We start from the raw sequence: 14,580 nt of genomic DNA on the forward strand, positions 1-14,580 counted from the left end.
CGGCGGCCCGGCTACGACAGGGTCAGGGTGAGGGCCGCCCGATACGCGCCCGGCGGGGTGTACGGCGGCACCCGGAGGGCGACGGCGGCGTCGACCGTGAACCTCCCGCCCACCCCCGAGGCCAGCACCGCCCCCTCCCCGCCGACCACCCCCGCAGGGCCGGCTGCGCACCCGCCGCCGCCCCCGCAGACCGGGGTCCACGACAGCGAGGCCCCGGGGATCCGGGCGCCGCCCGCCCCCGTGAACTCCGTCAGCTTCCCCCGCAGCGTCCACCGCCCCGCCCCGGGACCGCGCGTGTCGACCACCGTCACCGTCCCGATCCGGCCGACGCCACCGCCACCGCCCGCGGCCCCGCCCGCGCCACCGCCCCCGAACCGGACCGCGCCCAGCGTGATCGCCGCCCCGGCCTGCGTCATCGTCAGCGAGCCCACCGCGTACGCCACCGGCCCCGTACCCCGCGGCGCCGACCAGGCCGCGCCCTCGTACGCGACGACCCCCGTCGTCCCCCGGTCCGCCACCACCAGCTCCGCCCCGAACGCCCCCGCCCGGTCCGCGGTGGCCGTCACGCGGTCGGCCGTCCCGGCGGCGCCCGCGCGCCCGGCGACCGTCACGGCCGCACCCGGCGTGAATCCCGTCCCGGTGACCCGGACCCGGGCGCCCGGCTCCCCGTACGGGGCGCCGAGGGCGATCCCCCGCAGGTTCATGAGGGGCAGCGGCGCCGCGGTGAGCCGCGCCGCGACCGGCGCCGACGGCCCGGCCACCCCGCAGACGGCCCCCGCCAGCGCGTAGCCGCCCGGGGTGAGGGTGATCGCGCCGGCCCCGGTGACGACGAAGCTGCCCTTCATGGCCCCGCCGGAACCGCCCGCCGCGGCGACCGCCACCTCGCCGGTCTGGGCCCCGCCCAGCAGGATCCGTCCCGTCGGGGCGGGGAGGGCGCTCTCCGGCGGGGGTGCCAGGGGGGTCCGGTCCAGCCGGTAGGTCACCGTCACGGTGTCACCGGCCCTCGGCGCCGGGTCGTCGACCTCGACACGGGCCGCCGTCGGCCCCTCGGCGGCCGGCAGGCAGCGCGTGGGGAACTCCACCCGCCCCGGGGGCGTTTCACCGTCGGCGGCGGCCGGCGTCCCGAGCGCCCCGCCCGCCACGGCCGCGAGGACCGCCATGCCCGCGGCCGCCGCCGCACGCCTCACGCGCCCGCTCCTGCGCACCGCCCGGCCCCCTCCCGCCGCCCCGACCGGAGGCCATTCACGGGCGGCGGGCGGGAGAAGTCAATGGACGCGGCCGGACGTCTCCGACGGGCCGTCAGGTCCGGCCGCCGCGCCGCCCGTCGGCCGTCTCCCGGAACGTCCGCCGGTAGGCCGTCGGGCTCACCCCCAGCGCCGCCTGGACGTGCTTGCGCAGCGACTGCGCCGTCCCGAAGCCCGCCTCCCGCGCCACCGCATCCATCGGCAGCTCCGTCCGCTCCAGCAACTCCCGCGCCCGCTCCACCCGCCGGCCGGTGATCCACTCCCCCGGGCTGACCCCCGACTCCTGGCGGAAACGGCGCGTGAAGGTCCGTACGGACACGGCCTCCTGCCGGGCCAGGTCGCTCAGCCGCAGCGGCTCGTGCAGCCGGTCCAGCACCCACGCCCGCGCGGCCGTGGTGCTGGTCCGCTGCGGCTCGGGCACGGGCCGGCCGGTGAACTGCGCCTGCCCGCCCTCCCGGTGGGGCGGCACGACGGTCCGGCGGGCCGTATCGTTCGCGACGGCCGCGCCGTGGTCGCGGCGCACGATGTGCAGGCAGAGGTCGACGCCGGCGGCGACCCCGGCGGAGGTCAGCACGTCTCCGTCGTCGGTGTAGAGCACGTCCGCGTCCACCCGTACGGCCGGGAACGTCCGCTGGAAGTGCTCGGCGTAGGCCCAGTGGGTGGTGGCCGGGCGGCCGTCCAGGTACCCGGCGGCGGCCAGGACGTAGCCGCCGGTGCAGATGGACACCATCCGGGTGCCGGGCCGGACGTGGGCGAGGGCCGCGGCCAGCTCGTCGGTCAGCCGGCCTTCGGCGTGGATCGGCCCCAGTTCGTAGGACGCGGGCACCACCACGGTGTCGGCCGTGGCCAGCAGCTCGGGGCCGTGTTCGACCTGGATCGCGAAGTCGGCGTCCGTCCGCACCGGTCCGGGGGCGAGCCCGCAGGTCAGGATTTCGTACAGGCGCCGCCCGGCGGGGTCCTTGGCCAGGCCGAAGATCCGGTGCGGGATGCCGAGTTCGAAGGGCAGCAGCCCGGCGAGCACGAGGACGACGACACGGTGCGGCCGCGGCACATCAGTCATGGCCCGATCGTATCGAAGCGTGTCGGCCAGGCCACTGTCGTGCGGGGGCCTCCCGGCCGGAAGCTGTCGGGGTGACGCAGACAGCCCCCACCTCCAGCCCTCAGGGCGCCCTCCGCGCGCCCCGCGAGCCCGGCCGCATCCACCGGGCCTGGTTCGCCGCGGCCGTCGCCTTCGTGACGATCATCGGCGCCGCCGCCTTCGCCTCCCTCCCCGGACTGCTCATCGAGCCGCTGCACCAGGAGTTCTCCTGGTCGCGCGGCACGATCGGTTTCGCGGTCTCCGTCAACCTCGCCCTCTACGGGCTCACCGCGCCCTTCGCCGCGGCGCTGATGGACCGGTTCGGCATCCGCAAGGTCGTCGCCCTCGCCCTGACCGTGATCGCGGGCGGCTCGCTGGCCACGGTGTGGATGACCGCGTCCTGGCAGCTGGTGCTGTTCTGGGGCGTGCTGGTGGGCCTGGGCAGCGGTTCGATGGCCCTGGCCTTCGCGGCGACGGTGACCAACCGCTGGTTCACCGCCCGTCGCGGGCTGGTCACGGGCGTCCTGACCGCCGCCGGTGCCTCCGGCCAGCTGATCTTCCTGCCGCTGCTGTCCTGGCTGGTGGAGCACCACGGCTGGCGTCCGGCGTCGGTGACCGTGGCGCTCGCGGCCCTGTCCGTCGTCCCCTTCGTGTGGCTGCTGCTGCGCGACCACCCGGCGGACGTGGGGCTCGCCCCGTACGGGGGCGCCTACACGGCCAAGCCCGCGCCGGTGCGGGGTGCGGCCCGACGGGCGGTGACCGTGCTCTTCCAGGCGGCCCGGACGGGACCGTTCTGGCTGCTGGCGGGCACCTTCGCGATCTGCGGAGCCTCGACGAACGGGCTGGTCCGCACGCACTTCACGCCGGCCGCCCACGACCACGGCATGCCGGTGACGGCCGCCGCCGGGCTGCTCGCGGTGATCGGCGTGTTCGATGTCCTCGGCACCATCGCCTCCGGCTGGTTCACCGACCGGTTCGAGGCGCGCCGCCTGCTGGCGGTGTACTACGCCCTGCGGGGGATCTCGCTGCTGTTCCTGCCGGTGCTGCTGGCGCCGGCCGTGCACCCGCCGATGGTGTTCTTCATCGTCTTCTACGGGCTGGACTGGGTGGCGACCGTCCCGCCGACCATCGCCCTGTGCCGGGAGCACTACGGGCAGGACAGCGCGATCGTCTTCGGCTGGGTACTGGCCTCGCACCAGGTGGGGGCGGCGGTCGTGGCCTTCCTCGGCGGGGTGGCCCGGGACGCGTTCGGCTCGTACGACCTGGTCTGGTACGCCGCCGGCGGGCTGTGCGCGCTGGCGGCGCTGATGGCGATGGTGATCCGGCGCCGTCCGGAGCGGGCCGCGGTCCCGGCCGCCGCCTGAGCCGCGGGGCCCGGCCCGGCGCGTCCGCGCCGCCCGGCCGTCACCGGGCGGCGGGGAGCGGGGTTCAGGCCCCGGCGGGGGTGGTGGACTTCAGGGTGCCGTCCGGGCCGGCGAGGAGGACCGGGGTGGCCGGGCCGCCGAGGTCGCGGACGGCCGCGCGGTCGGCCTCGGCGGGGGCGTCGGCCGCGCTGACGACGGCCGCGGCCTCCAGGGAGCGGGCGCCGCTGGCCACCGCCATGGCGACGGCCGTCTGGAGCGCGCTGAGCTTGAGGGAGTCCAGCTCGACGGTGCCGGCGACGTAGGTGCGGCCGGTCTCGTCCCGTACCGCCGCTCCCTCCGGGACCCCGTTGCGGGCCCGGGCGCTGCGCGCCAGGGTGATGATCTTGCTGTCCTCGGGGTCGATCCCCGCTCCCACGCTGCTCTCGGTCATGGGCGACAGCATAGGGAGCGCCCCGGCGGAGGCGTGCAACGACCCCGCCGGGGCGCGGTTCCCCCGTCGCGCCTCCCCCCGGGGCGCAGGACAAACCTAAACAGTCAACGAGGCCGTGCCTGCGATCCGAAGGTCCCTAACCCGTATGACCTTGGACCCTAACCTTCGGCCTGGGGGCGGCCGGAGCTCACGGCCGGTCGAGCCGCAGCCGCTGCTCCTTCGGCAGGCCCGCCACGACCAGGTCGTACGAGTCCTCCACCAGCTCCCGCACCAGCGCGTCCGGCAGTTCGCCCACGGTCACGGTGTTCCAGTGCCTCTTGTTCATGTGCCAGCCCGGCACGATCGCGGCGTGCTGCTCGCGCAGCCGCACCGCCGCCTCCGGCTCGCACTTGAGGTTGACCTTCAGCGGCTCGCCGTCCAGGGCCGAGAGCGCGAACATCTTGCCCAGCACCTTGAACACCGAGGTCTCGGGGGAGAAGGGGAACTCCTCCACCGCCGCGTTGAAGCCGAGACAGAACGAGCGCAGCTCCGCCGGGGTCATGACGCCTCCTCACCCTCGCCGGCCCGCGGGGCCACGGGCTCCACCAGTACCGTGACGATCTTGTTCCGGCGGCCCGCCGGGGATTCGGCCGTCAGCCGCAGCGGACGCCCGTCCGGCAGGTCCACCACCGCCGAGGCCCCGGCGATGGGCACCCGGCCCAGGGCCTTCGCCAGCAGCCCGCCGACCGTCTCCACGTCCTCGTCGTCGAAGGCCAGGGCCCCGAACAGCTCGCCGAGGTCGGTGATGTCCAGGCGCGCGGTGACGCGGTAGCGGTCGTCCCCGAGCTCCTCGACGGGCGGGGTCTCCCGGTCGTACTCGTCGGTGATCTCACCGACGATCTCCTCCAGGATGTCCTCGATGGTGACGATGCCGGCCGTGCCGCCGTACTCGTCGATGACGACGGCGACGTGGTTGCGCACCGACTGCATCTCGCGCAGCAGGTCGCCGGCGTTCTTGGTGTCGGGCACGAAGACCGCCGGCCGCATCACGGTCGAGACCAGATCGCTCTCGGCCTCGCGGTTGATGTGCGTGCGCCGGACGAGGTCCTTGAGGTAGACGATGCCGACGATGTCGTCCTCGTTCTCCCCGGTGACGGGGATCCGGGAGAAGCCGGAGCGCAGGGCGAGGGTGGTCGCCTGGCGGATCGTCTTGTAGCGCTCGATGCAGACCAGGTCCGTGCGCGGCACCATCACCTCGCGGACGAGGGTGTCGCCGAGCTCGAAGACCGAGTGCACCATCCGGCGCTCCTCGTCCTCGATCAGCGACTCCGCCTCCGCGAGGTCCACCATCGCGCGCAGTTCGGCCTCGGAGGCGAAGGGCCCCTTGCGGAAGCCCTTGCCCGGGGTGAGGGCGTTGCCGATGAGGATCAGCAGCTGCGGGACCGGCCCCATGATCCGCGCCAGCGGGACGAGGACGTACGCCGCCGCCGTCGCGGTGTTCAGGGGGTGCTGGCGGCCGATCGTACGGGGGGACACGCCCACCGCGACGAACGAGACCAGCACCATCACGGCGATGGCGACCAGCAGCGCGGTCCAGTTCTCCCCGAACGCGTCGAGGCAGACGTACGTGACGAACACGCCCGCCGCCATCTCGCAGGTGACGCGCACCAGGAGGGCCACGTTGACGTAGCGGGTCGGGTCGCCGGCGACCTGGGCCAGCTTGGCGCTGCCGCGCCGGCCCTCCCGTACGGCCTGGTCGGCGCGGAAGCTGGAGACACGGGCGATCCCGGACTCGGCGCAGGCCGCGAACCAGGCCACCACCGTCAGCAGGACCGCCCCGGTGATCAGCTGGTAGGCGCCGGTCACGAGACGGTCGGGGCCGGGGAGGGACCGGTCAGCCCGCGCTCACCGCGCCAGCCGTCGACGATGGCCGCCTGGAGGCCGAACATCTCGGCCTTCTCGTCCGGCTCCTCGTGGTCGTACCCGAGCAGGTGCAGCACCCCGTGGACGGTCAGGAGCTGGAGCTCCTCGTCCATGGAGTGCTGCGTGGGGGCGTCCTGGCCCTGCTTCTTCGCCACCTCGGGGCACAGGACGATGTCGCCGAGGAGCCCCTGCGGGGGCTCCTCGTCGTCCTTCGACGGCGGCCGGAGCTCGTCCATCGGGAAGGACATGACGTCGGTGGGTCCGGGCAGGTCCATCCACTGGATGTGGAGCTGCTCCATCGCCGCCTCGTCGACGACGATGACGGAGAGCTCGGAGAGCGGGTGGATCCGCATCCGGGTGAGCGCGTAGCGGGCAACGTCGAGGATCGCCTGCTCGTCGACTTCGGTTCCGGACTCGTTGTTGACGTCGATCGACATGGTGCGCTGGGTTCTACTTCCGCTGGTTGCCGTTCCGGGCGGGTCCGGTCTCCCGGGCCGCCTGGCTGTCGTCGTACTTCTCGTACGCGTCGACGATACGGCCGATCAGCTTGTGCCGGACGACATCCTCGGAGGTGAGCCGCGAGAAGTGGATGTCGGGCACCCCGTCGAGGATCTCCTGGACCTGGCGAAGACCGCTCTTGGCGCCGCCCGGAAGGTCGATCTGGGTGATGTCACCCGTGACGACGATCTTCGAGTCGAAGCCGAGCCGGGTCAGGAACATCTTCATCTGCTCGGCGGTCGTGTTCTGCGCCTCGTCGAGGACGACGAAGGCGTCGTTCAGCGTCCGGCCGCGCATGTAGGCCAGCGGGGCCACCTCGATGGTGCCGGCGGCCATCAGGCGGGGGATGGAGTCGGGGTCGATCATGTCGTGCAGGGCGTCGTAGAGCGGGCGCAGGTAGGGGTCGATCTTGTCGAAGAGCGTGCCCGGCAGGAAGCCGAGCCGCTCCCCCGCCTCGACGGCGGGCCGGGTCAGGATGATCCGGCTGACCTGCTTGGACTGCAGGGCCTGCACGGCCTTGGCCATGGCGAGGTAGGTCTTGCCGGTACCGGCGGGGCCGATGCCGAAGACGATCGTGTTCTTGTCGATCGCGTCGACGTAGCGCTTCTGGTTGAGGGTCTTGGGGCGGATGGTGCGGCCGCGGCTGGAGAGGATGTTCTGGGTGAGCACCTCGGCCGGGGTCTCCAGCGGGCGCCCCTCGGCGTCTCTGCCATTGGCCTTGAGCATGGCGATCGAACGTTCCACTGCGTCCTCCGTCATCGGCTGCCCGGTGCGGAGCACCAGCATCATCTCGTCGAACACGCGCTGGATGAGGGCGACTTCCGCCGCTTCCCCGACCGCGCTGACCTGGTTGCCCCGCACGTGGATGTCGGCCCTCGGGAAGGCCTTCTCGATCACGCGCAGCAGCGCGTCGCCCGAGCCGAGGACGGTCACCATCGGGTGCGTCGCCGGAACGGTGAAGTGGGCTCGCGCCTGGCCCGGTACGGGGCTGTGGGCTGTGGGTGTCTGAGTCATGGGCCGGCACTGTGGCCTGCGCATACCTCCCGCTGAGGGGCCGTGCCGATCGACGGCCTCCGGAGTACCAAGGGTACGTCCACCCCGTGCCGTTCCCGAGGGGTTTTCCGGCCCGGGGGCGGCAGGGCGTCTAGGGAGTGCGGAAGCCGATGGTGGGGACGGCGCGGCGGCGGTAGCAGGGGACGGCGCCGGGCGGGACGAGGGCGTCAAGGAAGGCGTAGCGGCCCCGCAGCTCCTCGGGGGCGGTGCGCCACCAGTGGGCCACCTCGGACCAGCCCGGGGCGGAGAGGGAGCCGCCGAACTCCTGCACCGAGAGGGCGGCGGTCAGGCCGGCGAAGGCCAGCCGGTCCGCCAGCGGCCAGCCCGCGAGGCTGCCGGTGACGAACCCGGCCACGTACACGTCCCCGGCGCCGGTGGGGTCCAGGGCCTCCACGGCGATCGCGGGGACCTCGGCCGTCTCCCCGGTCCGGGAGTCCACGGCGTACGAGCCCTCGGAGCCCATGGTCACGACCGCGACCGGCACCTTCTCGGCCAGCGCCCGGGCCGCGGCGCGGGGGCAGTCGGTGCGGGTGTAGCGCATGGCCTCGCCGGCGTTGGGCAGGAAGGCCTCGCAGTGCTCCAGGTCGATCAGGGAGCCGAGGTCCCAGCGGCCGGTGTCGTCCCAGCCGACGTCGGCGAAGACCCGTGAGCCGCGGCGGGCCGCCTCGCCGATCCAGTCCTCGCGGCGGTCGGCGGCCAGGGAGGCCACGGCGGCGCGGGTGCGGGGCGGACACCAGGGGAAGGGGCCGGGGCCGGCCGGGGGCGGGGCCTCGTGGCCGTGGGAGACCATCGTGCGCTCGCCCTCGTAGGCCATGGAGACGGTGACGGGGCTGTGCCAGCCGGGGACGGTGCGCGACATGGCCAGGTCGATGCCCTCGCCCTGCTCCAGGGCGTCCCAGCAGTACTCGCCGTAGTGGTCGTCGCCGAAGGCGGCGGCGAGGGAGGTGCGCAGGCCGAGGCGGGCCAGGGCGGTGGCCATGTTGGCGACGCCGCCGGGGCTGGAGCCCATGCCGCGCGCCCAGGACTCCGTGCCGCGGACGGGGGCGGAGTCGAGGCCGGTGAAGATGATGTCGAGGAAGACCGTGCCGGTCAGGAAGACGTCGCAGCCCGGCTCTTGGGGGTCGCGCAGCGGGCCCAGGGGGTCGAGGGTTCCGGGGCGGCTGGTGCGGCTGTCCCGACTGGTCACGGTGTACTCCCCGTTGAGGTGTCGTTTCTGCGTTCGGCTGGAGGGCTGCCAGGCTTGCCCGCAGGCCCCGAAGCCAAACCCAGTGTGACGCACCTCACCCGAGCCGGGCTCTCCCGCGCCCCCCGCCCCCCTGGTCCCATCCCGGACCGCACCGCACCGCCGGGTCAGCGCTTGGGCAGGGCCACCCGGGCCAGGTCGGCCGCGATGGTCAGCTCCCCTTCGAACCCGGCCCCGCGGGCCTCCCGTTCGAACTCCGAGGGATCGGAGTACCGCTGCGAGAAGTGCGTCAGCACCAGGTGCCGGACCCCGGCCTCCCGCGCCACGCCCGCCGCCTGCCCGGCGGTGAGGTGGCCGTGGTCCTCCGCGAGCGCCCGGTCCGCGTCGAGGAACGTGGACTCGATGACCAGCATGTCGCACCCCTGCGCCAGTTCGGTCACCCCCGCGCACAGCCGGGTGTCCATGACGAAGGCGAACCGCTGCCCCGCCCGGTGCTCGCTGACCTCCTCGAGGGTGACCTCGCCGAGCCGCCCCTCGCGCTGGATCCGCCCGACGTCCGGGCCCTTGATCCCGTACCGCGCGAGCAGCTCCGGCCGCATCCGGCGTCCGTCCGGCTCGGTCAGGCGGTAGCCGAAGGACTCCACCGGGTGCGAGAGGCGGCGCGCCTCCAGGACGTACGCGGGGCCGTGCGCGAGCACCCCGTCGTCCGCCACCGGCTCCTCCCGCAGCCGCACCGTCTCCCGGTAGGCGGTCGCGTACCGCAGCCGGTCGAAGAACTTCTGCCCGGAGGCCGGGTAGTGCGCGGTGACGGGGTGCGGGACCTGGTCGAGGTTGATCCGCTGGATCACCCCGGCCAGGCCCAGGCTGTGGTCACCGTGGAAGTGGGTGACACAGATCCGGTTGATGTCGTGCGCCGCGACCCCGGCCCGCAGCATCTGGCGCTGCGTGCCCTCGCCCGGGTCGAAGAGGATGCCCTCGCCGTCCCAGCGCAGCAGGTAGCCGTTGTGGTTGCGGTGCCGGGTGGGTACCTGGCTGGCGGTGCCGAGGACCACGAACTCGCGTACGGACACCGGCCGCTACCCGGGGGGCCACTGGAGGCCGCGGCCGCCCAGCACGTGCAGGTGGGCGTGGAAGACCGTCTGGCCCGCCCCGGCGCCGGTGTTGAACACGACCCGGTAGCCGTGCTCGGCGATCTTCTCGTCGGCGGCGATCTCCCCGGCCTCACGCAGTATGTCGGCGAGCACGCCCGGCTCGGCGGCGGCGAGGGAGGCGGCGTCGGGGTAGTGCACCTTCGGGATGACGAGCACGTGGGTCGGCGCCTGCGGGTTGATGTCCCGGAAGGCCAGTGTGGTCTCGGACTCCCGGACCACGGTCGCAGGGATCTTGCCCTCGACGATCTTGCAGAACAGGCAGTCCGCCTGCGGTTCCCCGGCCATGGCCGCGCCTCCCGTGATGGTGATCGGTCGGGGCATGCTACCGGCCCGGCCCCCGCCGCGCCCCGCCGCCCGAGCGGGGTTCGACCCCGGCCCCCCGGCGGAGGGGCGGCGCACGGCGGCCGCCCCGGCCGGGCACTACCCCCAGCGCCCCGTGCGCGCCAGCAGGACGGCGGTGGCCGCCGTGCCCGCCGTCGAGGTGCGCAGGACGCTGTGGCCCAGGCGGTACGGGCGGGCGCCCGCCTCCGCGAAGGCGGCCAGCTCCTCCGGGGACACCCCGCCCTCGGGGCCCACCACCACGACCACCGAGCCCGACTCCGGCAGCGCGGCCGTAGCCAGCGGCTCCGAGGCCGCCTCGCGGTCCTCGTGCAGCACCATCGCCAGGTCGGCGCCGGCCAGCAGCGCGGCCACCTGCTTCGTGGACAGCGCCTCGCCCACCTCCGGGAACCGCACCCGGCGTGACTGCTTGCCCGACTCGCGGGCGGTCGCCCGCCACTTGGCCAGGGACTTGGCCCCGCGCTCGCCACGCCACTGGGTGATGCACCGCGAGGCCTGCCAGGGCACGATGGCGTCGACGCCGGTCTCCGTCATCGTCTCCACGGCGACCTCGCCCCGGTCGCCCTTGGGCAGCGCCTGCACCACCGTGATCCGCACGGCCGGCTCCGGCTCCTCCTCGATCGCGTTCAGGTCCATGACCACCAGGCGGTCCTTGCCCTCGGCCGCCTTGACCACGCCCTCCGTCCAGCGGCCGCGCCCGTCGGTGAGGACCACGTCCTCACCGGGGCTCAGCCGCTTCACGGACACCGCGTGCCGCCCCTCCGGGCCCTCCAGCACGAACTCCGGCCCCGTGGGGACCTTTTCGACCACGAACACGGGGGCCGTCATGACGCTCTCCTCATCTGCAACACCTTCAACGCACTCTGCGCCTCGGCCAGTTCGGCCGCCAGCACCTCCACCAGCTCCCCCGCGGGCAGCGCCCGGGCCAGCCGGTGCCCCTGCCCCGCCCACAGCGCCATGCCCTGCGGGTCCCCGGCCGCGGCGGCCGCCTTGCGCAGCCCCGAGGTCATGTGGTGGACCTGGGGGTAGGCGGCCGGGGCGTAGGGGCCGTGCTCGCGCATGAAGCGGTTCACCAGGCCCCGTGCGGGCCGGCCCGAGAAGGCCCGGGTGAGCTCGGTGTGCGGGAACATCGGGTCGGTCAGGGCCTTCTTGTGCAGCGGGTGGGCGCCCGACTCCCGGCAGGCCAGGAAGGCCGTGCCGAGCTGCGCGGACTCCGCGCCCGCCGCGAGCAGGGCGGCGATCTGCGCGCCGCGCATCACCCCGCCCGCCGCGATGATCGGCAGGGCCACGGCCTCCCGTACCTGTGTGACCAGGGCGAGCAGGCCGACGCCGGCCGTGCCGTCGGTCTGCGGGTCGTCGCGGTGGGTGCCCTGGTGGCCGCCGGCCTCGACGCCCTGGACGCAGACGGCGTCGGCGCCGGCCGCCTGGGCGGCGCGGGCCTCGTCGGCCGAGGTCACGGTGACGATCGTGTACGTGCCGGCGGCCCGCAGCCGCGCGAGGGCGGCGGGGTCGGGACAGCCGAAGGTGAAGGAGACGACCCGTACCGGGTCCTCCAGCAGGATGGCGAGCTTGGCGTCGTAGCCGTCGTCGCTGGTGCCGATGATGTCCTCCTCGGCGAGGGAGACCTCGTACCAGCTCGCCTCGCCCGCCAGCTGCCCGCGGTAGGCCTCGACGGCGGCCGGGTCGACGTAGCCGGTCTGCGGCAGGAGGAGGTTCACGCCGAAGGGCCGCCGGGTGAGCCCGCGCGTCTGCTTGATCTCCTGGTACATGCCGTCGGCGGTCTTGTAGCCGCCGGCCAGGAAGCCGAGCCCGCCCGCTTCGCACACGGCGGCGACGAGGGGCGGGCCGGAGACGCCGCCCGCCATGGGAGCCTGCACGATCGGGTACGGGTGGAGACCGTTCGGTGCGGAGGACATGGACTGCATCGTGCCATGTCCGGGTCACCGCGCCGAATCATGGCATTCGCCTGGCATAGTCCGCTTTCCGGGCGGCCCGGCAACGGCGAGAGCCCGGTACGGGGTCTCCGTACCGGGCTCTCGCGGGGTGCCGTCCGCCGGGCGGTCAGCGGCCGTTGAACGCGTCCTTCAGGCGGCTGAACAGACCCTGCTGGCCGGGCGCGAACTGGCCCATGGGCCGCTCCTCGCCGCGCAGCTTGGCGAGCTGGCGCAGCAGCTCCTCCTGCTGGGCGTCCAGCTTGGCGGGGGTGGTGACCTCGACGTGGACGATCAGGTCGCCGCGGCCGCCGCCGCGCAGGTGGGTGACGCCGCGGCCGTGCAGCGGGATCGCCTGGCCGGACTGGGTGCCGGGCCGGATGTCGATCTCCTCCATGCCGTCCAGCGTCTCCAGCGGGCACTTGGTGCCGAGGGCCGCGGCCGTCATGGGGATGGTGACCGTGCAGTGCAGGTCGTCCCCGCGCCGCTGGAACGTCGGGTGCGGCAGCTCGTGGATCTCCACGTACAGGTCGCCGGCGGGGCCGCCGCCGGGGCCGACCTCGCCCTCGCCCGCGAGCTGGATCCGGGTGCCGTTCTCGACGCCGGCCGGGATCTTGACCGTCAGGCTGCGGCGGGAACGGACCCGGCCGTCGCCCGCGCACTCGGGGCACGGGGTCGGGACCACGGTGCCGAAGCCCTGGCACTGCGGGCAGGGCCGCGAGGTCATGACCTGGCCCAGGAAGGACCGCGTGACCTGCGAGACCTCACCGCGACCGCGGCACATGTCACAGGTCTGCGCCGAGGTGCCGGGGGCGGCGCCCTCGCCGGAGCAGGTGCCGCAGACGACGGCGGTGTCGACCTGGATGTCCTTGGTCGTGCCGAAGGCGGCCTCGTCCAGCTCCAGGTCGAGGCGGATCATGGCGTCCTGGCCGCGGCGGGTCCGCGAGCGCGGGCCGCGCTGCGAGGCCTGGCCGAAGAAGGCGTCCATGATGTCGGAGAAGTTGCCGAAGCCGCCCGCACCGAAGCCGCCCGCGCCACCGCCGCCGCCCGAGGAGGACAGCGGGTCGCCGCCGAGGTCGTAGACCTGCTTCTTCTGCGGGTCGGAGAGGACCTCGTAGGCCGCGTTGATCTCCTTGAAGCGCTCCTGCGTCTTCGGGTCCGGGTTCACGTCCGGGTGGAGTTCACGCGCGAGGCGGCGGAAGGCCTTCTTGATCTCGTCCTGCGATGCGTCGCGGCGCACGCCGAGAACGGCGTAGTAGTCCGTGGCCACTTACGACTCCGCCAGGATCTGTCCGACGTAACGTGCCACTGCGCGTACCGCTCCCATCGTTCCGGGGTAGTCCATGCGGGTCGGTCCGACCACGCCGAGTTTGGCGACTGCTTCGCCGCCCGAACCGTAGCCGACGGAGACGACCGACGTGGAGTTGAGTCCCTCGTAGGCGTTCTCGTGGCCGATGCGTACGGCCATCCCCGACTCCCCGGCCTCGCCCAGCAGCTTGAGGAGCACCACGTGCTCCTCCAGCGCTTCGAGCACCGGCCTGATCGTCAAGGGAAAGTCATGTCCGAAGCGAGTGAGGTTGGCGGTGCCGCCGATCATCAGCCGCTCCTCCGCCTCCTCCGCCAGGGTTTCGAGGAGGGTCGCGAGCACCGCCTTGACGGTGGCCCGGTCGTCGACCTCGAACGACTCCGGCAGGTCCTGCACCAGGTTCGGGACGTCGGTGAAACGACGGCCGACGACCCGGCTGTTGAGCCGTGCCCGCAGGTCGGCGAGGGAGTTCTCGCCGAAGGGGGTCTGGGTGTCGACCATGCGCTGCTCGACCCGTCCGGTGTCGGTGATCAGCACGAGCATCAGCCGGGCCGGGGCCAGCGACAGCAGCTCGACGTGCCGGACGGTGGAGCGGGTCAGCGACGGGTACTGGACGACGGCGACCTGGCGGGTGAGCTGCGCGAGCAGCCGTACCGTGCGCCCGACGACGTCGTCGAGGTCGACCGCCCCGTCGAGGAAGTTCTGGATGGCCCGGCGCTCGGGTGTCGACAGCGGCTTGACGCCGGCCAGCCGGTCGACGAAGAGGCGGTAGCCCTTGTCCGTGGGGATGCGGCCGGCGCTCGTGTGGGGCTGGGCGATGTAGCCCTCCTCCTCCAGCACCGCCATGTCGTTGCGCACGGTGGCCGGTGAGACGCCCAGCTTGTGCCGCTCGGTGAGGGCCTTGGAGCCGACGGGCTCCTCCGTCCCGACGTAGTCCTGGACGATGGCGCGCAGCACTTCCAGTCTGCGTTCACTGAGCATCGCGCACACCTCCGGATGCGGGTCGGTCGTCGGGCGGTCTGGGCCGGGCTGGCACTCTGACTGTTCGAGTGCCAGGGATCCCCCGGTCAGTGTACGGCCGGGTAGTACGCCGGGGGCAAG

The 14,580-nt window shown here is 73.8% G+C and carries 15 protein-coding genes; 1 reads left to right on the top strand and 14 read right to left on the bottom strand.

What is annotated here, in order from left to right; all coding sequences use genetic code 11:
- Positions 1-11: 11 nt before the first annotated feature.
- Both ACZ5NJ_RS06205 and ACZ5NJ_RS06210 read right to left on the bottom strand, forming a co-directional pair.
- Complete coding sequence (locus ACZ5NJ_RS06205; protein WP_468763320.1) at positions 12-1,187, bottom strand: WxL domain-containing protein; 1,176 nt, start codon at positions 1,185-1,187, stop codon at positions 12-14.
- 112 nt (positions 1,188-1,299) lie between these two features.
- Positions 1,300-2,304, bottom strand: coding sequence for a GlxA family transcriptional regulator (locus ACZ5NJ_RS06210; protein ID WP_468763322.1), 1,005 nt, complete (start codon positions 2,302-2,304; stop codon positions 1,300-1,302).
- 71 nt (positions 2,305-2,375) lie between these two features.
- Between ACZ5NJ_RS06210 and ACZ5NJ_RS06215 the strand changes: the two genes are divergently transcribed.
- A complete protein-coding gene (locus ACZ5NJ_RS06215; protein WP_468763325.1) occupies positions 2,376-3,686 on the top strand; it encodes an MFS transporter in 1,311 nt (436 codons plus the stop codon).
- Between the two features lie 64 nt (positions 3,687-3,750).
- Here ACZ5NJ_RS06215 and ACZ5NJ_RS06220 read toward each other — a convergent pair whose 3' ends face one another.
- The 12 genes from ACZ5NJ_RS06220 to hrcA form a co-directional block, all read right to left on the bottom strand.
- Entirely contained in the window at positions 3,751-4,116 is a 366-nt protein-coding gene (locus ACZ5NJ_RS06220; protein ID WP_079426830.1) for a cytidine deaminase, read from the bottom strand.
- A 187-nt stretch (positions 4,117-4,303) separates the two neighbouring features.
- On the bottom strand, positions 4,304-4,657 hold the full coding sequence (locus tag ACZ5NJ_RS06225) for an MmcQ/YjbR family DNA-binding protein (protein WP_468763327.1): 354 nt from the start codon (positions 4,655-4,657) through the stop codon (positions 4,304-4,306).
- Positions 4,654-5,961 carry a hemolysin family protein gene (locus ACZ5NJ_RS06230; RefSeq protein WP_468763329.1) on the bottom strand — a complete coding sequence of 436 codons (1,308 nt, stop codon included), beginning with the start codon at positions 5,959-5,961 and terminating at the stop codon, positions 4,654-4,656. The genes ACZ5NJ_RS06225 and ACZ5NJ_RS06230 overlap by 4 nt, the downstream gene beginning before the upstream one ends.
- Positions 5,958-6,455: an rRNA maturation RNase YbeY gene (gene ybeY, locus ACZ5NJ_RS06235; RefSeq protein WP_468763331.1), complete on the bottom strand. Its 498-nt coding sequence runs from the start codon at positions 6,453-6,455 to the stop codon at positions 5,958-5,960. Before ybeY ends, ACZ5NJ_RS06230 begins: the two co-directional genes overlap by 4 nt.
- 13 nt (positions 6,456-6,468) lie before the next feature.
- On the bottom strand, positions 6,469-7,530 hold the full coding sequence (locus tag ACZ5NJ_RS06240) for a PhoH family protein (RefSeq protein WP_468763333.1): 1,062 nt from the start codon (positions 7,528-7,530) through the stop codon (positions 6,469-6,471).
- 130 nt (positions 7,531-7,660) lie between these two features.
- Positions 7,661-8,755 (bottom strand): carbohydrate kinase family protein, encoded by a 1,095-nt coding sequence (locus ACZ5NJ_RS06245; RefSeq protein ID WP_468763335.1) that lies wholly within the window; start codon positions 8,753-8,755, stop codon positions 7,661-7,663.
- 164 nt (positions 8,756-8,919) lie between these two features.
- Positions 8,920-9,822: a ribonuclease Z gene (locus ACZ5NJ_RS06250; protein WP_468763337.1), complete on the bottom strand. Its 903-nt coding sequence runs from the start codon at positions 9,820-9,822 to the stop codon at positions 8,920-8,922.
- Positions 9,823-9,828: 6 nt separating this feature from the next.
- On the bottom strand, positions 9,829-10,188 hold the full coding sequence (locus tag ACZ5NJ_RS06255) for a histidine triad nucleotide-binding protein (protein ID WP_468763339.1): 360 nt from the start codon (positions 10,186-10,188) through the stop codon (positions 9,829-9,831).
- 135 nt (positions 10,189-10,323) lie between these two features.
- Complete coding sequence (locus ACZ5NJ_RS06260; RefSeq protein ID WP_468763341.1) at positions 10,324-11,070, bottom strand: 16S rRNA (uracil(1498)-N(3))-methyltransferase; 747 nt, start codon at positions 11,068-11,070, stop codon at positions 10,324-10,326.
- Positions 11,067-12,158 carry a nitronate monooxygenase gene (locus ACZ5NJ_RS06265; protein ID WP_468763343.1) on the bottom strand — a complete coding sequence of 364 codons (1,092 nt, stop codon included), beginning with the start codon at positions 12,156-12,158 and terminating at the stop codon, positions 11,067-11,069. The genes ACZ5NJ_RS06260 and ACZ5NJ_RS06265 overlap by 4 nt, the downstream gene beginning before the upstream one ends.
- A 145-nt stretch (positions 12,159-12,303) precedes the next feature.
- Complete coding sequence (dnaJ, locus tag ACZ5NJ_RS06270) at positions 12,304-13,443, bottom strand: molecular chaperone DnaJ (RefSeq protein WP_468763345.1); 1,140 nt, start codon at positions 13,441-13,443, stop codon at positions 12,304-12,306.
- On the bottom strand, positions 13,444-14,460 hold the full coding sequence (gene hrcA / locus ACZ5NJ_RS06275) for a heat-inducible transcriptional repressor HrcA (protein WP_468763348.1): 1,017 nt from the start codon (positions 14,458-14,460) through the stop codon (positions 13,444-13,446).
- Positions 14,461-14,580: the final 120 nt, after the last annotated feature.

The sequence above is a fragment of the Streptomyces sp. NPDC032091 genome, assembly GCF_055580265.1.